We start from the raw sequence: 22,700 nt of genomic DNA on the forward strand, positions 1-22,700 counted from the left end.
ACCAGGAGCGCGTCGCTGGAATCCGTTTCAGCGCTAGGCGCCTCAAGACCAAATCAGGGACACGGCATGGCGGATTCGCCTGACATCATCGCTGGGCTCGACGATCTGGCGGGGCGCTACGCCGCCATCCTGTGCGACGTATGGGGCGTAGTGCACAATGGCGAATGGCACTTTCCGCCTGCCGCCGCGGCGCTTGCCCGGGCACGCGCGGCCAACGTGCCTGTCGTGCTCATCACCAATTCTCCGCGTCGCAGCGCCGACGTCGTCGCCCAAATGAAGGTCATCGGCGTCCCCGCCGATGCCTGCGACCGGGTCGTCACGTCCGGCGACGTCACCCGCGACCTGATCGCCGATGGTCCGAGGAAGATCTTCCATATCGGCCCCGACCGCGATTTCACGCTCTATGACGGGCTCGACGTCGATCTCGTCGAGGAATTCGAGGCCTCCGGCGTTGTCTGCACGGGCCTCTATGACGACGAGGTCGAGAAGCCCGCCGACTATGCCGAGCTGCTGCAGCGGCTGCGCGCCCGCAATCTGCCGTTCATTTGCGCCAATCCGGATATCCTGGTGGAGCGTGGCGAGCGCACCATCTGGTGCGCCGGCGCCTTGGCCCGCGACTATGCGCAGCTTGGCGGGCGTACGCTGATTGCCGGCAAGCCCTTCGCGCCGATCTACGATGTCGCCATGAAGGAGGTCGCCGCCGTTCTTGGCCGTGCCGTCGAGCGCTCAGAGGTTCTCGCCATCGGCGACGGCATGATGACCGATGTCAAGGGCGCGGCCGACAATGGCTTCGACGTGCTCTATGTCTCGGGCGGCATCCACGCTCGCGACTATGGCGATCCGCTCCGCCCCGATCCCGAAAGGCTGGCTGGCTTCCTTGAAAAGCACGGCTACCAGCCGGTTGCCGTCATTCCGCGTCTGCAATAGGTGGTCTGGCCATGACGGGCGCCTCGACATGATGCAAGCCTTCGAACGTCTTTCGGCGGTCGCGCCGCTGCCCGCGCATCTGCGCGGCGGCGTCGTGGCGATCGGCAATTTCGACGGTGTCCATCGCGGTCACCAGTCCGTCCTGGAACGCGCGCTGGCCGAAGCCCGCCGCAATGGCGTGCCCGCTTTGGTGCTCAGTTTCGAGCCGCATCCGCGCAAGGTCTTCCGGCCGGAGGTGCCGCTCTTCGTGCTGACGCCGCCGCCGATGAAGGCGCGGCTGCTCGCCGGACTTGGCTTTGTCGCTTTGGTCGAGCAGCCGTTCACGCGCGATTTTGCCTCGCTCTCGCCCGAGGCTTTCGTGACCGACGTGCTGGAGAAGAACCTCGGCATCCGCCACGCCGTCACCGGTTTCGACTTTCATTTCGGCAAGGACCGCCAGGGCGGCCCGGCCTTTCTGATGGCGGCCGGAGAACGGCACGGCTTCGGCGTGACGCTGGTCGACGCCTTTCGCGACGAGGGCGCGGAGGTGGTTTCGTCGAGCCGCATCCGGGGGCTGCTTGCCGAAGGTCACGTGGAGGAGGCCGCCGGCCTGCTCGGTTACCGTTTCACCGTCGAGGCTAAGGTGATCGGCGGCCAGCAGCTTGGCCGCACGCTCGGGTTCCCGACCGCCAACATGCGGCTTTCGCCGGAAGCGGCCTTGAAGGAAGGCATCTACGCCGTCCGCTTCCGTCGCGCCGACGGCACGCTTCACGATGGCGTCGCCAGCTTCGGCCGCCGCCCGACCGTCGACGACAATGGCGCGCCGCTGCTCGAGACATACGTCTTCGATTTTTCCGGCGATCTCTATGGCCAGAACTGCCAGGTGTCGTTCTTCGGCTTCCTGCGCCCGGAACTCAAATTCGATGGCCTCGACGCGCTGGTGGCACAGATGAAAAAGGACGAGGCCGAGGCGAGGGCGCTGCTGGCGGGCGTGCGCCCACTCTCGCAACTGGACGCCCAGATCGCGTTCTAGATCGTTTCACGGAAACGGTGAAACGTGGGGCAATTCCTGACGGGAGGTTACGGCAAAGCCGCCGGGCCTAGCCGTGTCAAACCTTCCCGGCTGCAGGCGAGGACTATCGCTTCAGCGCCAGCCCGATGGCGATGAAGCTCCAGCCCTGGAACACCAGGTCGATCGCCAGGAAAATGCCCAGCACCCAGAGACTGTTTACCGGCCAGCCCATGGCGATCATCAGGCCGAGCAGGATGGTGATGATGCCGGCCGCGAGCAGCCATCCCCAGCCTTGCTGCGGCCGGTGATTGAAGGCCACCCAGGATCGCAGAAGGCCCGAAGCGACGAGCGCGATGGCCAATAGCAGCGTCAGTACCGCCGAGGCGAGCAACGGGTTGTCGAAGGCGAAAAAGCCGGCGACGGCGTAGAGCAGGCCGCTCAGCAGCCAGTAGAAGAAACGTCCCCAGGTCTTGACCCCGAAGGCGTGGATGATCTCGATGACCCCTGCCATCAGCATCAGCCAGCCGACGACATAGACCGAGGCGACGGTGGCGATGAACAGATTGCCGAAGGCGATGCCGCCGAAGATCAGCAACAGCACGCCGAGCGCCACGAACCATCCCCATTTGTCCCGCGTCTGGCCGATCGCGTCCTTGAGAGCGTCGCTTGGCAGAGTCATGGTTTCATCTCCCTCGAAATTCACCACCGGTCGTGCGGCGAAAGGAAGCTAGACCCAACCGCATTGTCCGTCCAGCAACACGGGCCGAACCCGCGGCCGGCCGGCTGTCCGTGACCGTAACGCGGTCATTGTCGCGATGGCCGGACTTCGTCCGCGAACGGCGCAAGCGTCGCCTCCAGCGTCTCCCGGCCGGCCTGCTCCCAGCTTCGCGCCACGAATTCCGCAGCCTTCGCTTCGTACGGAGCACGGGCCGCGGGCGAGGCGATCCACTCCCGCATGGCGTTTTCCCATCCTTCGACGTCGAGCGGATCGAGGCACAGTCCCGACGAGCCGACCACTTCGGCGATGGCTCCGCCCGTAGAGGCGATCAGCGCCTTTCCGTAAGCCAGCGCCTCGACGGGCGGCAGCCCATATCCTTCATACAGCGACGGATACACGCAAAACGCACTGTTGCGGTAAAGCAGGGACAACGTTGCGTCATCGACATTGTCGAGATGGACAAGGCTCTTGCCGTAGTCGGGATGACTGTGAAGCTTCGCCAGGACCCCGTCGACCATCCAGCCGCTGCGACCGACGAAAACCAGCTTCATGCCGCTACGCGCGATCGTTCCGTCCAGGACGAGGCGCCTCCAGACGTCCATCAGCAGCGAATGGTTCTTGCGCGGTTCGATGGTGGAAACGAACAGGATATAGCGATCCGTATCGAGCCCGTCCGGCAGGCGGCCGTCCGCCTTCGATTTGCGGGCGCTGTCGCAGCCGAGAGGAACCTGTTTTAGCTCCGGCAGCCGGACGTCGAGCTTGGCGGCATAGTCCTCGACGTCAGTGGTGACGCGCCTCGACGTCAGGATGAAGCGGTCCGCCAGGCCGACCGCCAGATTCACATAGTCCGTGAATCTCTTGACGTCGTGCGGCTTGTACCATTCGGGAAACTGGATCGGAATGATGTCGTTCAAAAGCACGACCAGCTTTGCGCCGGCCAAGCGCGCCTCGCGCGAAATGACCTCGATATCGGTATGCGCCCAGTCGTTGTTCATCAACAGCAGATGGTCGCCGGGCGAAAGATTGTATTCGTTGCCGGCCACCGTCCTGAGCGGGACGATGCGGGCGCGTGAACCGTCCTCGCGAGCGACTTGCCGCCGCTCGTTTTCCTTCATCAGCCGGCTTTCGATCCGCTCGAGGAAACGAAGAAAAGGGCTGCCGGGATTGCGTCGGCCAAACGCGCCGATCTCGGTTATCAGGATACGGCGCGGTCTTATGATCGCCATCAGCAACCGCCGCGCCCAGTTCGGCCAGCGATCGTAAAAACGCATCTTGATGCGGGCCGGGTCCGGATAAAAGCTCATGTCGCACGAAATGTCGCCGGCGATGATTTCCGCCGCCATACCAGGCGAAACCTGTCTAAGGGCCCGCTCGATCGGGTCGAACACCGTGAATGCCACCTCGGAGGCCTTAAATGCGGCCGCCGCGGCCGCGTAGTGGCGTTGCACGCTGACCAGGCCGACAGGAGGGCCGAGCCAGCGCACCATGCTCGAGAGATCGACGACAAGACGCATCATTCGGGCCGCATCAGTTGAGCCGCATTCTTGGCGAGCACGCGATCATCCTGCGCCAGGCCAGTCGAGGTCCCAACGCGAACGTCCTGAAGGAGGGGGCGCCGACAGCCGCGAGGAGCAGCAGCCTGCAGGTGACGGCCATCGGTATCTCCGGGGTTCGCAACAGCAACTCGATGTCGCGTCTTTCCTGGCTGGAGATGCCGACCCCCGTGGCGGCGCGCGATGCCAGAAAGCTTGCGATGGCCTGCGCGGGTTGGCCGTTCGCATCGAAGGGCTCGGCGCGATGGCAACGCAGCAGCGCCGACTGCCTGGCCAATGCCGCGGCCGCCTTTTGCTGATCCTGCTTCACACGCGATACCTGTCCCGGATGCGATCTCAGCTTAACCAGTCGCGCACCCATGTTGGTCAGTTTCCCCGTCTCGGAAAGCCGCAGCCATAGATCGTAGTCTTCGGCATAGGTGAAGGCGCGGCGGTAGCCTCCCGCGCGCCGGACGGCCTCGGTCCGGAACATCACCGTCGGGTGAAGCATGGGATTGTATCTGGCGAGCGCGTCCCGCAACGGGTTGTCGCCGACAGGCACGTCGATCGGCCTCAACAGGTTTCCGTCCCGGTCGATCTGCAATCCCGCCGTACCGAGCAGCTGCAAATCGGCATCCGCCTCGAAACACGCCACCTGCAGGCGCAACCTGTCGGGCAGCGAGACATCGTCACAATCCATGCGCGCCACGAGAGGGGCCCGCGCGAGTGAAATCCCCATGTTCAGCGCATCGACGATCCCCTTGCCGCTGTTGGCGACAACTTTGACGCGGCCGTCGCGCTCGCCGATCGACGTCGCGATCGCCGCGCTGTTGTCGCGGGATCCATCGTCGACGACGATGACTTCGATATCCGCCAGATCCTGGTCCAGGATGCTTTGCAGGGCTTCGCCGACATATTGCGCGCCGTCTCTCACCGGAATGATCACGCTTACCGTCGGCAATAGAATGTTCCTTGCAATGATCGACCGTCTCAATGGCCGTTGGATTGTCGGCAGGCTGGTCTCGAAACTCCAATTTCAAAGTTCCGTCGATCTGTCGACTGTCAATTTTCTCTGTCCGGCCGATCCGAGCGCGACCTCAAGGGCGGGGCGAGCAGTCGCACGACCGATACGCGCCCTCTTGGCCTTCGAAGAAAGGTCGCCGTCGAGGCCGACTTTATGGAGCCAGCTTCCCCGCCATCCGCAACAGGTCCGTCTGAACTCGATCCTCGGCAAGACGGCGAATGCGGTTATCGGCCGTTGCGGCACCGCGTTCGGGCCTGCATCGATCCCGCGCGGCGCGCTCGAGTCGGCTTTTGGGGAAAGGCCGAACGCGACAGCATCCAGGTCTCTTGATAACCGGCTATATACAGCATATTCGTCTTTTCAACACGACCAACATTTGAGCGCCCGGCTGTGTTTGTTTGTATGGGGAAGTCTGGGGCGCACCCGGAGATCTCTCCGTCCGATCTGACTTTGGGGGTAGGCGGCGCTCTGGAAAATGTGATGAGAATCTGCTGCGCAATCTCTGCCCTCTTCATGAACGGGGGGCTGCAAAGGGATTGTCTCAACATCAGTGAGCGACTGGTCGGCCGAGGCCATAACGTGACGATCCTGACAACCCGTCAGGTGGGTCATGTCGAGAGTTCGGCGACGATAAAAGTCCATCCGGCACGGGTCCTTTCCAACCCGGGCACCGAATATGCGTTGGGAAGGACCGTGCAGACAGCCAGGCGCGACTTCGACTGCGTCGTCGGTTTCAACAAGATGGCGGGCCTGGATATCTACTATGCCGGCGACCCGCCTTATTTTGCGTCGAAGCTCGGGTGGTGGCGGCCGTTTTCCCCCCGTTTCATGCGCCAGCAGAACCTCGAATCGATGATCTTTGCTCCCGGCAACGCCGTGCAGATCATTGCGCTCAGCGAACAGCAGGCAGCGCTCTACCGCGGCTTCTGGCGGACCGAGGAATCCCGCATTCACGTCGTCGGGCCAACGCTTGATCCGAAACGCCGCAGACCGGAGCTGCTGGCCGTCGACCGCAATGAAATCCGCGATCGTTTCGGGCTTCCGCGCGAGGCGGTCATCGCCTTGACCATCGCCAACAGGTTGAAGGTGAAGGGTCTCGACCGGGCGGTGAAGGCCCTGCAACCGTTTCCGGGAATCCACTGGCTGATCGCCGGTCTTCGGAAGAATAGCGAGGAAGAGACGCGGCTTCGCGGCATGATTGCCAAATTCGGCATGTCGGAACGGGTTACCCTGCTGGGCATCCAGGAGGATATCCCGGCGATCGTGGTTGCGAGCGATTTCATGATGCACGCGGCTCGCCTGGAAAATACCGGCACGGTGATCCTCGAGGCGCTTGCGAACGGCCTGCCGGTCATTGCCTCGGACGCTTGCGGATATGCAAAATATGTCGAGGCCAGCGGTGCCGGACTGGTTGTGGCCAATCGCGACGATCCCGAAATCTGGCGGCAGGTGATTCAGAAGGCCGGCAACCCGGCGATCCGGGGCCAATGGCGCGAGGCGGCTCTTGCCTACGGCGCATCGAACTCGCTTACCGGCGGACTGGAAGCGGCCTGCGACCTGATAGAGACGTTCCGCCGCAGCCGGCGTGTCGCCTAGTTGGCCAGTCGGTTCCGATGTTACCGATTTTAAGTCAAATTTTACCGAATGCACGGCATGGCTGGAGCGTCGGCAGGTGGTGTTGCCGGCCTGTTTCGCGTAAGGGGTGACGATGCGTATTGTCGGGAAGATTCCTCTGGCCGTCGCCTTGGGCCTGTTCACCGCGCCTGTCGCCCAGGCGGGCGAAGGCGGCAGCTGGATATCCGGCGATTGGTACCTGACGCTCGGCGCCACCGGCCTGGTCGCGCCGAATTTCGAGGGCGGCAAGAAATATATGTTCAGCGCCCAGCCGATCATCTCGCTGGGCAAGGTCGGCCCAGAGGCGCGCTTCACCTCGCGCAACGACAACATCTCGCTGGCGCTGATCGACGACGGCTCCGTGCGCGCCGGTCTGACCGGCAAGTTCCTGTTCCATCGCACCAGCAAGGACGAGCTCCAAGGCCTCGACCCGGTGCGCTTCGGCGGTGAGGTGGGCGGCTTCTTCGAGTTCTATCCGCTGGATTGGCTGCGCGCCCGCGCCGAGTTGCGGCATGGCATCCGCTCCCACAACGGCTTCGTGGCCGACATCGCGGCAGACGCTTTTTACGACATCACGCCGACGGTGCGCGTCTCGGGCGGGCCGCGGGTGTCCTTCGCCTCGTCCAACTATTTTGATGCCTATTACGGCGTCAACGCCACCGAGGCGGCGGCATCGGGGCTCAGCGAATATCATCCAGGCGGCGGCGTGAAGTCGACAGGCCTCGGTGGCGCGATCACCTGGAAAGTGACCGAGCCGATGACGGCGAGCGTCTTCACCGAATATTCGCGCTTGATGGGGCCGGCAGCCGATTCCAGCCTGGTCAAGGAGCGCGGCGACCGCAACCAGTGGATGTTCGGCGTGTCGACCACCTACCGCTTCAATTTCACGATGTAGGCACCAAAACCGGCGCTAGCCCTCGAAATCCGTGCTTTATTCCTGCCGCGCCATCCGCTAAAAGCCACGCCATGACGAGCTTTTCGCGCCTTTTCGCGATCGCGATACGAATTACGGGCCCGGTGTTCCGGGCGGCCTGAGCGCCGCTGGAGCCGCCGGGAGTTTTCGCGCGCGCCCCTCGCGCTTTTTCAAGAAAATGCTGGTTCAACGCCCGGGCTTTCCGCCGCCGGGCAACGCAGATGGCAGATCAATGACCGACATCCCGATGACCGACACTGCTGAGACGATCGACTATTCCAAGACGCTTTATTTGCCGCAGACGGATTTCCCGATGCGCGCCGGGCTGCCCGAGAAGGAGCCTGGCCTGGTCAAGCGCTGGGAGGACATGGACCTTTACAAGAAGCTGCGCGAGGAGGCCGCAGGCCGCGAGAAGTTCGTGCTGCATGACGGCCCGCCCTACGCCAACGGCAACATCCATATCGGCCATGCGCTGAACAAGATCCTCAAGGACGTCATCAACCGCTCCTTCCAGATGCGCGGCTATGACGCCAACTACGTGCCGGGCTGGGACTGCCACGGCCTGCCTATCGAATGGAAGATCGAGGAGCAGTACCGCGCCAAGGGCAAGAACAAGGACGAGGTGCCGGTCAACGAGTTCCGCAGGGAATGCCGCGACTTCGCCGCCCATTGGATCAAGGTCCAGGCCGGCGAGTTCCAGCGCCTCGGCGTCATCGGCGATTTCGACCACCCCTATACGACCATGGCTTACCATGCCGAGTCGCGCATCGCCGGCGAACTGCTGAAATTCGCCATGTCCGGCCAGCTCTACCGCGGCTCCAAGCCGGTGATGTGGAGCGTTGTCGAGCGCACCGCGCTCGCCGAGGCCGAGGTCGAGTATCAGGACTATGAGAGCGACACGATCTGGGCGAAGTTCCCGGTCGCGAGCCTCGCCCAGCCGGTCGCCGGCGCCGCGCCGGCGCTGGATGGAGCCGCGCTCGACCTGGTCGAGGCCCATGTCGTCATCTGGACGACCACGCCCTGGACCATCCCCGGCAACCGCGCCGTGAGCTATTCGCCGCGCATCGCCTATGGCCTCTATGAGGTGACGGCGGCCGAGAACGCTTTCGGCCCGCAGCCCGGCGAGAAGCTGATCTTTGCCGACGCGCTGGCCGAGGAATGTGCCGCCAAGGCCAAGGTCACCTTGAATAGGCTTCACAGCGTCTCGGCCGAACAGCTTGGGAAGCTTACGCTCTCGCATCCTTTCAAAGGGCTCGGCGGCGGCTATGAGTTCCCCGTGCCGATGGTTGCGGGCGAGCATGTCACCGACGATGCCGGCACAGGCTTCGTGCACACCGCGCCCGGCCATGGCCGCGAGGACTTCGACGCCTGGATGGAAGCGGCCGCCGATCTTCGGGCACGCGGCGTCGACACCACGATCCCGTTCACTGTCGACGATGCCGGCTTCTTCACCAAGGATGCGCCGGGCTTCGGTCCGGGACGCGAGGGCGGTGCGGCGCGCGTCATCGACGACAACGGCAAGAAGGGCAACGCCAACCAGGCGGTCATCGACGAGCTGATCAAGCGCAACGCGCTCTTCGCGCGCGGCCGGCTGAAGCACAGCTATCCGCATTCCTGGCGCTCCAAGAAGCCGGTCATCTTCCGCAACACGCCGCAATGGTTCGTCTATATGGACAAGGACTTCGGCGACGGCACGACGCTGCGCAGCCGCGCGCTGAAGGCGATCGACGACACGCGCTTCGTCCCGGCGGCAGGCCAGAACCGCATCCGCGCTATGATCGAGGAGCGCCCCGACTGGGTGCTGTCGCGCCAGCGTGCCTGGGGCGTGCCGATCGCCGTCTTCGCCGACGAGGACGGCAATGTGCTGAAGGACGAGGCCGTCAACCAGCGCATCATGGAGGCTTTCGAGAAGGAAGGCGCCGACGCCTGGTTCGCCGAAGGCGCCAAGGCGCGCTTCCTCGGCAACCACGATGCCTCGAAATGGCACCAGGTGATGGACATCCTGGACGTCTGGTTCGATTCCGGCTCGACGCACGTCTTCACGCTGGAGGACCGTCCGGACCTCAAATGGCCGGCCGACGTCTATCTCGAGGGCTCGGACCAGCATCGCGGCTGGTTCCATTCCTCGCTGCTCGAAAGCTGCGGCACCAGGGGCAGGGCGCCTTACGACACGGTCATCACCCATGGCTTCACCATGGACGAGGAAGGCCGCAAGATGTCGAAGTCGCTCGGCAACACCGTCGTGCCGCAGGACGTCATCAAGCAGTCCGGCGCCGATATCCTGCGGCTCTGGGTGGTGACGACCGATTATTGGGAAGACCAGCGGCTCGGCAAGAACGTGCTGCAGACCAATATCGACGCCTACCGCAAGCTCAGGAACACCATCCGCTGGATGCTGGGCACGCTCGCCCATGACGACGGTCAGGATGTGCCGGTCGAGGCGATGCCGGAACTGGAGCGGCTGATGCTGCACCGGCTGTCCGAGCTGGACGAGGTGGTGCGCCAGGGCTACGACGCCTTCGAGTTCAAGCGCATCACCCGCGCGCTGCTCGACTTCATGGTGGTGGAGCTTTCGGCCTTCTATTTCGACATCCGCAAGGATGCGCTGTACTGCGACGGGCCGTCGAGCCTGCGCCGCAGGGCAGCCGTGCAGGTGGTGCGCCACCTCTTCGAATGCCTGGTGAAGTGGCTGGCGCCGATGCTGCCCTTCACCACCGAGGAAGCCTGGCTAGACCGCCATCCGGAAGCCGTCTCGGTGCATCTCGACCAGTTCCCGGCGATCCCGCGGAACTGGCGCAACGAGGCGCTGGCCGAGAAATGGCGCAAGGTGAGGCAGGTGCGCCGCGTCGTCACCGGCGCGCTGGAGATCGCGCGCGCCGAGAAGTTGATCGGCTCCTCGCTCGAGGCCGTGCCGGTGGTGACGCTCGACGACGCGGCGCTGGAAGCCGCGATCGCCGATGTCGACATGGCCGAGATGGCGATCACCAGCGACCTCGTCGTCAAGCACGGCAAGGCCCCGCAAGGCGCCTTCGCGCTCGACGATGTCAAGGGCGTGGCGGTGGTGGTGGAGAAAGCCGAGGATCGCGGCCTGGTCAAATGCGCGCGCTCCTGGCGTTACACCGCCGATGTCGGGCAGGACCCGGAATTTCCGGACGTCTCGGCCCGCGACGCCGCCGTGCTGCATGAGCTAAAGGCGCTTGGCCGTTCATAAGCCGGTGCAAAAGTGCCACGCCGGGCGGCCCGAAACGGCCCGTGCGTTGCCCTTAACAAGTGGTTGAGGTAAACACGCGACACTCCGGAAGACAAATTGTCGCCGGATTTCCATCGCAAGTGCGGGGAAGAAGGGGACCGCGCCGTTGGCCGGTGGCGACCGAAAGGCTGTTAGAGTGGGACTTTTTGGCATGACCGACAGAACGTTTGCGCGCGCCGTGCTGGTCGCGCCGCTTGTGGTATCGGCCATCGCCCTGTCGGGCTGCATGAGCTCGCCCACCTACGGAACCGACAAGACGGCTGCCGCGCAGCTCTTCGACGATGTTTCCGCCGCTGCCTCGATCACGCCGAAGCGTAAAGATCCGATCGACTACAAGCCGCGTCCCGACTTGGTGAAGCCCGCTCCCGGGCAGAAGGAAAGCCTGCCGCCGCCGCAGCAGAGCATCGAGACGGCGAGCGCCGACTGGCCCGAATCGCCGGAGGCGCGCCGCGCCCGCATCCGCGCCGACGCCACCGCGCACCAGAACGATCCAAACTACCAGCCGGAAGCAGTCGAGGATATCCAGACCGATCCCGAGGCGGTGAAGAAGGCGTTGGCCGAATCGGGCTCCAGCCATCCGCCGCGCTGGACGCCGGACGATTCCAGCGGTGCCGCCCGCAAGGCCGCGATTCAGCGCAACCTTGCGGAACAGAAGCAGGGCGACCCGACCACGCGCAAATATCTGAGCGAGCCGCCGCTTGCCTATCGCCAGGCCTCCGCCGACGCGCCGCAGAACGAGCTCGGCGAGGACGAGTACAAGAAGGAGCGCCGGCTCAAGGCGCAGGCGGAAGGCAAGAAGGGCGGCTGGTTCGACTGGCTCGGCCTGTAGGTCGGAACGGGCCGCGCAGGCCTACGTTTCCCGTCTCTCGCGAAAGAAATCCTTGAGGATGAGGGCGGCTTCGCTTTCGCCGATCCCCGGATAGATGTCCGGCGCATGGTGACAGGTCGGCGAAGCGAAGAAGCGCGTGCCGCTCACCACCGCGCCGCCTTTCTCGTCGGCGGCGCCGAAATAGAGCCGCCGCAGCCTGGCGAAGGAGATCGCGCCGGCGCACATCGCGCAGGGCTCCAGCGTCACATAAAGGTCGTGACCGGTCAGCCGCTCGCTGGCCAGCTCCCGGCAGGCCTCGCGAATCGCCAGCATCTCGGCATGCGCCGTCGGATCGGCAAGCTCGCGGGTGCGATTGCCGGCTTTCGCGATCACCGTGTTGCCATTGGCGATAACAGCGCCGACCGGCACTTCGCCGCGGCTGGCGGCCGCCTCGGCCTCTTCAAGCGCCAGGGCCATGAAATCCGGTCGTTTCAAGCGGTTTCCACTCCGATTACGCCTCGCCACCCGAGAGCGATCCTGTTATCTAGCGCGAGACCCTGAAAACCGGAATCGGTTTTTGCCGCGCCGCCGGATGCGCAAAATCAAGATGATACTGCCTGCGTTGGCGTCCGCGAGGGCGCGCGACGCCGTAGCAGGCGAAGACGAGCAAAGTAATGGACGACGACAAGAAATCTTCACGCGGGCCGCGCAAAGGCGGCTCGAAACCGGCGGACCAGCGTGACCGCAACGGCAAGCCGGGCTTCGGTGCCAAGAAGCCGTTTGTGAAGCGCGATCGGCCGGTGGCCGCCGAAGGCGAGCGCCCCGCGCGCGACTTCAAGCGCAGTTACAAGCCGCGCGAAGCGGGCGAGAGCGCCGAGCGGGCCGAAAGGCCGTTCCGCAAAGGTCCGCCGCGCGACGGCAAGCCCTTCGAGAAGCGTGAGGGCCGCAAGCCCTACGCACCGCGCGGAGACCGGCCGATGGCCGCCGAAGGCGAGCGCCCGGCCCGCGATTTCAAGCGCAGCCACAAGCCGCGTGAAATGGGTGAAGGTGGCGACAGGCCGTTCCGCAAAGGCCCGCCGCGCGACGGCAAGCCCTTCGAGAAGCGTGAGGGCCGCAAGCCTTACGCACCGCGTGGCGACCGGCCGGCGGCCGCCGAAGGCGAGCGGGGCGAACGACGTTTCGAGCGCCCCAAGCGCGAGTTCGGCGACCGCCCGGCACGCGACTTCGCCGATCGGCCGAAGCGCGATTTCAGCGATCGTCCGCGCGGAGCTGGCGGAAAGCCGGAGGGTGGCTTCAGGCCGAGGCCGCGTCCCGCGGAAGCCGCGCCGGAAAGCGGCGAACGCATCGCCAAGCGGTTGGCGCGCGCCGGCATCGCCTCGCGCCGCGACGCCGAGGAACTGATCGCGGCCGGCCGCGTCAAGGTCAACGGCAAGGTGCTGGACTCGCCGGCCTTCAATGTCAGCGCCTCCGACGTCATCCATCTCGACGGCACCGAGATCCCGCCGATCGAGCGCACGCGCCTCTTCCTGTTCCATAAGCCGGCGGGCGTCGTCACCACCAACCGCGATCCGGAAGGCCGCAAGACCGTCTTTGACGTGCTGCCGTCCGATCTGCCGCGATTGATGACGATCGGCCGGCTCGACATCAACACCGAGGGCCTGCTGCTTTTGACCAATGACGGCGGGCTGTCGCGCGTGCTCGAACTGCCGGCCACCGGCTGGCTGCGGCGCTACCGTGTGCGCGTCCACGGCAAGGTCGAGGAGAGCGCGCTCGCCGGCTTGCGCGACGGCATCGCCGTCGACGGCGTGTTCTACGGTTCGATCGAGGCCTCGCTCGACCGCGAGCAGGGCACCAACGCATGGCTGACGCTGGGGCTCCGCGAAGGCAAGAACCGCGAGGTGAAGAACATCCTGGGCGCGCTTGGCCTCGACGTGACGCGGCTGATCCGCATCTCTTACGGACCGTTCCAGCTCGAGGATCTTCCCGAGGGCCATGTTCTGGAGATCAAGGGCCGGGTGCTGCGCGAGCAGCTCGGCGAAAGGCTGATCGAGGAATCCGGCGCCAATTTCGACGCCGAGATCCAGAAGCCGTTTTCCAACAAGCCGGTGCGCGGCGGCGGACCCCGCCACGAAGAGGCCGACCGGCCGAAATTCACGCGCGACGGCGACCGCAGGCCGATCGGCGAGGGCGGGCTGATCAAGGCGCGCAAGCGCCGCGAAGGCAGCCGCGACGAGGCGCTGAGCAAGCTCTCGACAAAACCTGACAGGGCATTTGGGCCGGACAAGGCCTTCGGCGAGCGCGGCCCGAAACCCGATCGCGGCGGCTTCGGTGACAAGCCGCGTGGTGGTTTCGGCGACAAGCCCCGTTTCGGCGGCAAGAAATCCGAGCGCGAGCAGCGGCCGATCGAGCCGCCGGGTCAGCGCAAGGCCAATGTCTGGATGGCGCCTGGCGCCCGGCCGATCGGCAAGGGAAGGGCGGAGGCCGATGCCGCCAGGGCTGCCGAGGCGAAGGCGCGCAAGGCATCCTATAAGCCGGGCGGCAAGGGCAAGCCGGGCGCGAAACCGTTCGGCAAGCCTCGCGGCGAGCGCCCGGAAGGCGATGGCGGCGACAGGCCGCGTGGTCCGAAGAGGGGCGGCGATGCGGATCGTCGGCGGTGAATTCCGTGGGCGTCCGCTGGCGACGCCGAAAAGCAATGCCATCCGCCCGACCACAGACCGCACCCGCGAGGCGGTGTTCAACGTCCTGGCGCACCGTTACGCTGAAAAGCTCGAAGGCGGCCGCGTGCTCGATCTCTTCGCCGGCACGGGCGCGCTCGGAATTGAGGCGCTGTCGCGCGGCGCCTCCTACTGCGTCTTCATCGAGGAATCGACCGAGGGGCGAGGCCTGATCCGCGAGAACGTCGAGGCCTACGGGCTCACCGGTCGCACCAAGATCTTCCGCCGCGACGCCACGCATCTCGGCGAAGCCGGTACGATCTCGCCCTTCGGGCTGGTCTTTGCCGATCCGCCCTATGGCAAGGGGCTCGGCGAGCGCGCGCTGCGCTCGGCCAAGACCGGCGGCTGGCTTCTGCCTGGCGCGCTCTGCGTCGTCGAGGAGGCTGCCTCGGCGCCGTTCGAACCGGGCGCCGGTTTTTCCGTGATGGATGAACGCAATTACGGCGAAACCATTATCCGCTTCGTCGAGGCGGAGTGAGCGAGGCGCGTCTTCCTTCTTCCGCAAGGGAAGAAGGAAAAGGCACAAGCGCCTCGAAAATGCCGAACAATTCACTTTGCCTCGCCTGCGAACCTTGCCTATCGTCGCGCAACCGGAACCGGAGACCTTGATGACACCAACGGGGATTGGGCTGCGAGCGGCGCTTCTTGTCGGCACGCTGGCGCTCGCCGCGGCTCCGGCCCGCGCGGCCGATGACGGCGCGGTCAAGGATTTCCTGCTCGACAACGGCATGGAAGTGGTTGTCATCCCCGACCATCGCGCTCCGATCGTCACGCACATGGTATGGTACAAGATCGGCAGCGCCGACGAGCCGCCCGGCAAATCCGGCATCGCGCATTTCTTCGAGCATCTGATGTTCAAGGCCACGACCACCCATGCCGCAGGCGAGTTCGATCGCGCCGTGTCCGAGATCGGCGGCTCCAACAACGCCTTCACGTCCTACGACTACACCGCCTTCCACGAGACGGTGCCGCCTTCCGCGCTCGAAGAGATGATGGGCTTCGAGGCCGATCGCATGCGCAACCTCATCCTGACCGACGATGTCATCAAGACCGAGCGCGACGTCATCCTGGAGGAACGTCGCTCGCGCATCGACAGCAATCCGCAGGCGGTGCTCGACGAGGAGGTCGACGCGACGCTCTGGCAGAACCAGCCATACCGCATTCCGGTCATCGGCTGGATGCAGGAAATGGAGCAGTTGAACCGTCCGGACGCGAAAGCCTTCTACGACGCCTACTACCGGCCGAACAACGCCGTGCTGGTGGTGGCCGGCGACGTCGATCCCGACGCGGTGAAGGCGATGGCCGAAAGGACCTATGGCAAGGTCGCCCGCGGCCCGGACCTGCGGCCGCGCATCCGCCCCGTGGAGCCGGAGCAGAACACCAAGCGCACGGTGACGCTCACCGACGCGCGCGTTTCCGTGCCGAGTTTTTCGACGCAATGGGTCGTGCCGTCCTATCACACGGCCAAGCCCGGCGAGGCGGAGGCGCTCGACCTGCTTGCCGAGATCCTCGGCGGCGACAACCGCAGCAGGCTGTACCAGCAGCTCGTCGTCAAGCAGGGTATCGCGTCCGAGGCCGGCGCCTACTTCCAGGGCACCATGCTCGACGCCACCAACTTCACCGTCTATGGCGCCCCGCGCGGCGACGCCAAGCTTGCCGACGTCGAGGCAGCGGTCGATGCCGAGATCGCCCATATCGTCAAGGACGGCGTGAGCGACGATGAGCTGGAGCGGGCAAAGACCCGCTATGTGCGCTCCATGATCTTTGCGCGCGACAAGCAGGACGACATGGCCAACATGTATGGCTCGACGCTTGCCACGGGCGGCGATGTCAAGGACGTTCAGGAATGGCCGGACCGTATCCGCAAGGTGACCGCCGATGAGGTCAAGGCGGTGGCTACCCGCTATCTGGTGCTCGATCGTTCCACCACCGGCTATCTTCTGCCGCAGCAGCAGGCGGGGAATTGACGATGAGCATGGTTCTTGGCCGTATGGTCGTTTCTCCTTCTGCGGCGAATGAGGAAGGCAAGCTCTATCGCGCCGTCGTCACCCTTTGCTTCGCCCTGTTCTTCCTGCTTTTGCCGGTGCTTGCCGCGCGCGCCGAAATGAACATCCAGGAGGTGAAGTCGAAGAAGGGCGTCACCGCCTGGCTGGTGGAAGACCATTCGATCCCGCTGGTTGCGATCCGTTTCGTCTTCGACGGCGGCACCGCGCAGGACCCTGCCGGCAAGGAAGGCCTGGTCAGCCTGATGACCGGCCTGTTCGACGAGGGCGCCGGCGACCTCGACAGCGAGGCCTTCCAGCTGAAGCTCGACGATGCCGGCGCCGAGATGAGTTTCCAGGGCGCGCGCGATGGCACCTATGGCTCGATGCGGATGCTGTCCGATCAGAAGGACGAGGCTTTTGGCCTGCTGAAGCTGGCGGTGAACAGCTCGCGTTTCGACCAGGCGCCGATCGACCGCATCCGCGCCCAGATACTCTCCGGCATCCTCGCCAATGAACGGGACCCCAATACGATCGCGCAGCAGCGCTGGCTGCGCGCGATCTATGGCCAGCATCCCTACGCGCGGCCGGACGAGGGCAACAAGGGCAGCCTCGCCACCATCACCGCCGCCGACCTCAGGGCCTTCCACAAGGCGAACTTCGCCCGTGGCGGCCTGCATGTGGCGGTGGTGGGCGATATCGACGCCGCCACGCTGAGCGGCAGGCTCGACGAGGTGTTCGGCGACCTGCCGGACAAGCAGACGCTGGCTCCGGTTGCCGACGTCAAGCCCAAGCTCGGCCAGCAGCTCGAAGTGAATTACGACCTGCCGCAGACATCCCTGCAGCTTGCTTGGCCGGGCGTGAAGCGCAGCGACCCCGATTTCTACGCCGCCGTGCTGATGAACGAGATCCTCGGCGGCTCGACATTTACCTCGCGCCTTTACGAGCAGGTGCGCGAGAAGCGCGGCCTTGCCTATAGCGTCAGCTCCGATCTCGTCGATCACGAGCATTCCAACGCGCTGCTGGTGACGACGGCGACGCGTTCCGACCGCGCCGCCGAAACGCTTTCGATCGTGCGCCAGGTGGTGAAGGACATGGCGCAGAACGGCCCCACCGAGGAGGAACTCGCCGCGATCAAGAAATACATGGTCGGCGCCTACGCCATCAGCAATCTGGATTCGTCCAGCTCCATCGCGGCGACGCTGGTGGAGCTGCAGATCGACGATCTCGGCATCGATTACATCAAGCGGCGCGCGGCTCTCATCAACGCGGTGACGCTGGCCGACGTCAAGGCGGCGGCGAAGAAGCTCCTGTCGACCGACCCCGCGGTGATGGTCATCGGGCCGCCGCTGGTGCAGGTGGCGGGAGGCGGCAAGGGATGAGCCCGACCTTCGGGGTGGCCTTCGGCGGCGGCGGCGCGCGCGGTCTTGCGCATATCCACATCATCGAGGCTCTCGACGAGCTGGGCATCAAGCCGGTGGCGATCGCCGGCTCCTCGATCGGCGCCATCATGGGCGCCGGCATGGCGTCGGGCATGAAGGGCGCCGAGATTCACGATTATGCACGATCGATCCTCGGCAGCCGGGCCGAAGTGGCGGCGCGCATGTGGCGCTCGCGGCCGGGCACGATCGCGGAGGCCATGCAGGGCGGCATCCGCGTCAGCCAGTTCAACATCGAGCGCATTCTGAAGGCTTTCCTGCCCGAGGCGATCCCGCAGAATTTCGAAGCGCTCAAGATCCCGCTCAAGGTCACGGCGACCGACTATTTCGGCCACAGCCTCGCGGTGTTTGCCGAGGGCGACCTGCATTCGGCGCTTGCCGCTTCGGCGGCCATCCCGGCGGTCTTCCGCCCGGTGACGCGCGAGGGGCGTGTGCTGATCGATGGCGGCATCTACAACCCCGTGCCTTTCGACCTCATCGAGAAGGACGCCGACATCATCATCGCCGTCGATGTCGTCGGAGCGCCGAGCGAGGCCGAGCGCCGGCACCCGACCACCGTCGACCTGATGTATGGCGCCACGCAACTGATGATGCAGTCGATCATCGCCAACAAGCTCAGGCAGCACCCGCCGGACATTCTGATTCGGCCGAATGTCTCGAAATACCGCGTGCTCGAATTCCTCAAGATCGAGACGCTGATGGCCGAGACGGTCGAGATCAAGGACGAACTGAAGCGCGCCGTCGAGAAGGCCGTGGAAGCGCATGGCGGCAGGCGGGGCAAGAAGAAGGTGGTCTGAGAGGCTCTCCCGACCGCATCCCTTCAGGCGCATGCAATGGCGACCGAGGTCCGACAACCGAAGTCCGATAGGTCGGCGCATAGGTCTTCACTCAAGCTGGACCTAAGAATAACGCAAAGTATTCTTTATACTGATTAGTCGCCTTTTATGCATAGATTTCAGGCATGTCGCAAACTCTTCATTGAGTTACCCGTTGACGCACGCTCCGGTAGAGTTAATAATCTCCTAATATAAGGTAGCGCAAAAAATCTCCCGACCGGCAACAACGAGTTACGGCGCTACCAGGGGTAGGGAGGCACCGGGCGCGGCTTTTATAGTCGCCTCAGCCATCAACCACCGCGTCACCGCCTGTCCGTGAGCCGCCATTGGGCCGGCTGTTCATGGGCCGGCCTTGTTCGGGGCGTGGCTGGTCGCATGGCTTTGTGATCTTTCTGCTCCCGCGAAGTTGGGCGCGAACGCTTTCGGCATGAGGTAGCCAGCCGCCTGGCGCGGCAGGTATGCCTGCGGCCGCAGCTGACGCGTTCGCGGATGTGAGAGGCGTGTCGTGGCTGTGGGGTTCAGTAACGCGTCGCCCAGGTTGATGGGCACAACCTTGGGCTCGGCGCAGGCGAAGGTGAGGCTTGTCGGCCTTATCCTCGTCGCTTGCGTCGCCATGTTTTTCCTCTTCGGCTCCGGCCGGCATGCATCGATAGGCTCGATGCTCGTCGCGGCAGCGATGGCGGGTTTCGGTGGCCTGGCCATGTTCCGCGCCCGCGGCGATGCGGCGCAAAGTGCCGTGGATGCCGCAACCCCCAGCGCTGTGACACGCAGCAAGTCATCGGCGAGAGCGGCCGGCCGTCGGCCGACAGGCTCCGCTCGTTCGGAACTCTCTGCGGCGCTTGCCAGCTGCCGCTCGGCCTTCCTCGCGGTCGGCCTGTTCAGCGGCATGCTCAACGTGCTGATGCTTGCTGGCTCGCTTTACATGCTCGAGGTCTATGACCGCGTGCTGCCAAGCCGCAGCCTGCCGACGCTCGTCGGCATTTCGATACTGCTCGTCATCCTCTATTGCGGGCAGGGCTTTCTCGATTTCGTGCGCGCGCGGGTTCTGGTGCGGATCGGCGGCGCCCTCGACGAGGCTCTTGGTCACCGCGTCTATACCTCGATGCTGAGATTGCCGCTGAAGGCTGGGCGCGAGGGCGACAGCCAGCAGCCGATGCGCGATCTCGACAGCGTGCGCGGCTTCCTGTCCGGCATGGGGCCGACGGCGCTCTTCGACCTGCCATGGATGCCGATCTATCTGATCATCATCTTCATGTTTCACTGGGTGCTCGGCGTGGCGGCGCTGTTCGGGGCGATCGTTCTGGTCATGCTGACCTTGTTCGCCGAGCGGTTGACGCGGAAACCGGTATCGTCCGCAACCATGAGCGGGAACCGGCGCAGCGGGCTGATCACGGCTGGCAGCCGCAATGCGGAAGTCGTTGCCGCCATGGGCATGGCCGGTGGGCTCGCCGCCCGCTGGGAAAATGCCAACCTCGAATACATTGCCGACCAGCGCAAGGTGAGCGACGTCGCCGGCAGCTTCGGCGCGGTATCGAAAGTGCTGCGCATGCTGCTGCAATCGTCCATGCTCGGCATTGGCGCCTGGCTGGTCATCGAGGAGCAGGCGACGGCGGGCGTCATCATCGCCGCCTCCATCATCAGCGGCCGCGCGCTGGCGCCGGTGGATCTTGCAATCGCCAATTGGAAGGGCTTCGTCGGCGCGCGCCAGGGTTGGCAACGATTGAGTCGGGTGCTTGCGGCCTTGCCCGCCGAGACTGAACCGATGCTGCTGCCGGCGCCAAGCGCCAATGTCATGATGCACGGTGCGGCCATCGCGGCCCCGGGAACCCAGCGGCTGCTGGTGCAGGATGCCAGCTTCGCCATGGAGGCCGGTCACGGGCTGGGCATCATCGGCCCGAGCGGCTCGGGAAAGTCGACCTTGGTGCGGGCACTCGTCGGGGCCTGGCAGCCCGTAAGCGGCCGCGTCAAGCTTGACGGCGCCGATCTCGACCAGTGGTCCTCGCAAGAGCGCGGCCGCCATATCGGCTACCTGCCGCAGGACGTGGAGCTGTTTGCCGGCACTGTCGCCGAAAACATCGCCCGCTTCGAGCCGGACGCCGACGCGGACGCAATCATCGCCGCGGCCAAGGCCGCCGGCGCGCACGAGCTGATCGTGGGTTTCCGCCAGGGCTACGAGACCGAGATCGGCGAGCATGGTGAGGCGCTTTCGGCCGGCCAGCGCCAGCGCATTGCGCTCGCCCGCGCGCTCTACCGCGATCCGTTCCTGGTGGTGCTCGACGAGCCGAATTCCAATCTCGACATGGATGGCGAGCAGGCGTTGATCCGGGCCATGCTTGGCGTCCGCGAGCGCGGCGGCGTGGTCGTCATCGTCGCCCATCGTCCGAACGTGCTGACCGCCGTCGATTTCGTCCTGGCGATGAACCAGGGGCGCATCCACGACTTCGGCCCGAAGGACGAGGTTTTCGCCAAGATGTTCCCGACGCTGCGGCCGGTCCCCTCGGTCAATCCGCCGCTGAGGGTGGCCGCGGAAGGCGGTGCCCCGGCAGTCGCCAACGGAACCGAGGGAGGGAACTGACATGGTTGCGTCGGGCGCCTCGCACGCGTCGATCCGCTTCTACACACGGCTTGGGCTAGGAGCCGTGCTGCTGCTTGGCGGAGGTGTCGGCGGCTGGGCCTCGGTCACCGAGATTGCCGGCGCGGTCATTGCGCCCGGCACGCTCGTCGTCGATTCCCACGTCAAGAACGTGCAGCATGCGACGGGCGGCATCATTGCCGAGATCGATGCCCGCGACGGCGACAAGGTGAAAGCCGGCGATCTTTTGCTGCGCCTCGACCGTACCGTTTCGGCCGCCAATCTCGCGGTGGTGAGCAAGGCGCTCGACCAACTCACGGCGCGCAAGGCCCGTCTCGATTCAGAACGCCGTGGCAGCGACGCCATCATCTTTCCGAACGAGCTTTTGGACCGCGTCGCCGATCCCGACGTCGCCGAGGCGGTGGCCGGTGAAAAGCAGCATTTCGAGACCCGACGCACCTCCCGCGCCGGCCAGAAAGGCCAGCTCGGGGAGCGCATTGCCCAGCTCGAGAAGGAGATCGCCGGCGACGTCGCCCAGGCCGATGCCAACAGCAAGGAGATCGAGCTGGAGCAAAAGGAGCTCGCTTCGGTGCGCGCCCTCTGGGCCAAGAAGCTCATTTCCATCGATCGCCTGACCTCGACCGAGCGCGAGGCCACGCGCCTCGACGGCGAACGCGGCCAGCTCGTTGCCGCGCAGGCGCAGGCCGAGGGAAAGATCGCGGAAATCAAACTGCAGATCATCCAGATCGACCTCGACCTCAGCACCGAAGTGAACAGCGACCTACGCGACATCGACGGCAAGATGGGCGAGCTCTTGGAGCGCAAGGTCGCCGCCGAGGATCAGTTGAAGCGGGTCGACATCCGCGCGCCGCAGGACGGCGTCGTACAGCAGTCGCTCGCCTACACGATCGGCGGTGTGGTCACGCCCGGCCAGACGATCATGCAGGTCGTGCCGGACAATGACAGCCTCGCGGTCGAAGTCAGGATCGCGCCCAGCGACATCGACAAGCTGTGGGTCGGCCAGTCGGCCTCGCTGCGCTTTTCGGCATTCAATACACGCACGACGCCGCAAATCGACGGCGTGGTCGAGAGAACCTCGCCCGACGTCACCACCGATCAACGCACCGGCGTCAGCTACTACACCGTGCGCATCAGGACGACCGCCGCACAGGTTGCGCGCCTCGGCGAGGTCAGGCTTGTGCCCGGCATGCCGGTGGAATCCTTCATCAAGACCGAAGACCGTTCGGTGATCTCCTACCTGGTGAAGCCATTGCAGGACCAGATCACCCGAGCCTTCAGACAGTAGGCCCGCCTGGAGCGGGAAATGAAAATAGAAACGACGATAAGTAACCGCACCCGACGGGTGCCGCATTCAAAGTT

At 65.0% G+C, this 22,700-nt stretch carries 17 protein-coding genes; 13 read left to right on the forward strand and 4 right to left on the reverse strand.

What is annotated here, in order from left to right:
* Positions 1-66: 66 nt before the first annotated feature.
* Complete coding sequence (locus tag FJ471_RS00365; RefSeq protein WP_140801191.1) at positions 67-927, forward strand: TIGR01459 family HAD-type hydrolase; 861 nt, start codon at positions 67-69, stop codon at positions 925-927.
* A 31-nt stretch (positions 928-958) separates the two neighbouring features.
* A complete protein-coding gene (locus FJ471_RS00370; protein ID WP_140801326.1) occupies positions 959-1,939 on the forward strand; it encodes a bifunctional riboflavin kinase/FAD synthetase in 981 nt (326 codons plus the stop codon).
* Positions 1,940-2,042: 103 nt separating this feature from the next.
* Here FJ471_RS00370 and FJ471_RS00375 read toward each other — a convergent pair whose 3' ends face one another.
* The 3 genes from FJ471_RS00375 to FJ471_RS00385 all read right to left on the reverse strand — a co-directional run bounded on the left by FJ471_RS00375 (position 2,043) and on the right by FJ471_RS00385 (position 5,129).
* Positions 2,043-2,597: an HdeD family acid-resistance protein gene (locus FJ471_RS00375; RefSeq protein WP_140641117.1), complete on the reverse strand. Its 555-nt coding sequence runs from the start codon at positions 2,595-2,597 to the stop codon at positions 2,043-2,045.
* A 125-nt stretch (positions 2,598-2,722) separates the two neighbouring features.
* Positions 2,723-4,153, reverse strand: a complete 1,431-nt coding sequence (locus tag FJ471_RS00380) for a glycosyltransferase family 1 protein (protein WP_140801192.1) — start codon at positions 4,151-4,153, stop codon at positions 2,723-2,725.
* 10 nt (positions 4,154-4,163) lie between these two features.
* The gene (locus tag FJ471_RS00385) at positions 4,164-5,129 is read right to left on the reverse strand and encodes a glycosyltransferase (RefSeq protein ID WP_181179029.1); all 966 of its coding nucleotides are present in this window, start codon (positions 5,127-5,129) and stop codon (positions 4,164-4,166) included.
* Between the two features lie 513 nt (positions 5,130-5,642).
* Here FJ471_RS00385 and FJ471_RS00390 point away from each other — a divergent pair.
* The 4 genes from FJ471_RS00390 (at position 5,643) to FJ471_RS00405 (ending at position 11,798) form a co-directional block, all read left to right on the forward strand.
* The gene (locus FJ471_RS00390) at positions 5,643-6,788 is read left to right on the forward strand and encodes a glycosyltransferase family 4 protein (RefSeq protein WP_181179031.1); all 1,146 of its coding nucleotides are present in this window, start codon (positions 5,643-5,645) and stop codon (positions 6,786-6,788) included.
* A gap of 112 nt (positions 6,789-6,900) precedes the next feature.
* Complete coding sequence (locus FJ471_RS00395) at positions 6,901-7,701, forward strand: MipA/OmpV family protein (protein ID WP_140801195.1); 801 nt, start codon at positions 6,901-6,903, stop codon at positions 7,699-7,701.
* Positions 7,702-7,966: 265 nt separating this feature from the next.
* The gene (gene ileS, locus FJ471_RS00400; protein WP_140801327.1) at positions 7,967-10,930 is read left to right on the forward strand and encodes an isoleucine--tRNA ligase; all 2,964 of its coding nucleotides are present in this window, start codon (positions 7,967-7,969) and stop codon (positions 10,928-10,930) included.
* A gap of 190 nt (positions 10,931-11,120) precedes the next feature.
* Positions 11,121-11,798, forward strand: coding sequence for a hypothetical protein (locus tag FJ471_RS00405; protein ID WP_140801196.1), 678 nt, complete (start codon positions 11,121-11,123; stop codon positions 11,796-11,798).
* A gap of 21 nt (positions 11,799-11,819) precedes the next feature.
* Here FJ471_RS00405 and FJ471_RS00410 read toward each other — a convergent pair whose 3' ends face one another.
* Positions 11,820-12,272: a nucleoside deaminase gene (locus tag FJ471_RS00410; protein ID WP_140801197.1), complete on the reverse strand. Its 453-nt coding sequence runs from the start codon at positions 12,270-12,272 to the stop codon at positions 11,820-11,822.
* Between the two features lie 179 nt (positions 12,273-12,451).
* On the opposite strand from FJ471_RS00410, the gene FJ471_RS00415 reads away from it, so the two are divergent.
* The 7 genes from FJ471_RS00415 (at position 12,452) to FJ471_RS00445 (ending at position 22,626) form a co-directional block, all read left to right on the forward strand.
* Positions 12,452-14,434: a pseudouridine synthase gene (locus tag FJ471_RS00415; protein ID WP_140801198.1), complete on the forward strand. Its 1,983-nt coding sequence runs from the start codon at positions 12,452-12,454 to the stop codon at positions 14,432-14,434.
* A complete protein-coding gene (gene rsmD, locus FJ471_RS00420; protein WP_140801199.1) occupies positions 14,415-14,969 on the forward strand; it encodes a 16S rRNA (guanine(966)-N(2))-methyltransferase RsmD in 555 nt (184 codons plus the stop codon). The genes FJ471_RS00415 and rsmD overlap by 20 nt, the downstream gene beginning before the upstream one ends.
* A 130-nt stretch (positions 14,970-15,099) precedes the next feature.
* The gene (locus FJ471_RS00425; RefSeq protein WP_140801200.1) at positions 15,100-16,458 is read left to right on the forward strand and encodes a pitrilysin family protein; all 1,359 of its coding nucleotides are present in this window, start codon (positions 15,100-15,102) and stop codon (positions 16,456-16,458) included.
* A 2-nt stretch (positions 16,459-16,460) separates the two neighbouring features.
* Positions 16,461-17,855, forward strand: coding sequence for a pitrilysin family protein (locus FJ471_RS00430; protein ID WP_246684555.1), 1,395 nt, complete (start codon positions 16,461-16,463; stop codon positions 17,853-17,855).
* Positions 17,852-18,709, forward strand: coding sequence for a patatin-like phospholipase family protein (locus tag FJ471_RS00435; RefSeq protein ID WP_140801201.1), 858 nt, complete (start codon positions 17,852-17,854; stop codon positions 18,707-18,709). The genes FJ471_RS00430 and FJ471_RS00435 overlap by 4 nt, the downstream gene beginning before the upstream one ends.
* Before the next feature lie 580 nt (positions 18,710-19,289).
* Entirely contained in the window at positions 19,290-21,323 is a 2,034-nt protein-coding gene (locus tag FJ471_RS00440; protein ID WP_246684556.1) for a type I secretion system permease/ATPase, read from the forward strand.
* A gap of 1 nt (position 21,324) precedes the next feature.
* Positions 21,325-22,626: an HlyD family type I secretion periplasmic adaptor subunit gene (locus FJ471_RS00445; RefSeq protein ID WP_140801202.1), complete on the forward strand. Its 1,302-nt coding sequence runs from the start codon at positions 21,325-21,327 to the stop codon at positions 22,624-22,626.
* Positions 22,627-22,700: the final 74 nt, after the last annotated feature.

It is taken from the genome of Mesorhizobium sp. B2-7-1, from assembly GCF_006440735.1.
Taxonomy (GTDB): domain Bacteria; phylum Pseudomonadota; class Alphaproteobacteria; order Rhizobiales; family Rhizobiaceae; genus Mesorhizobium.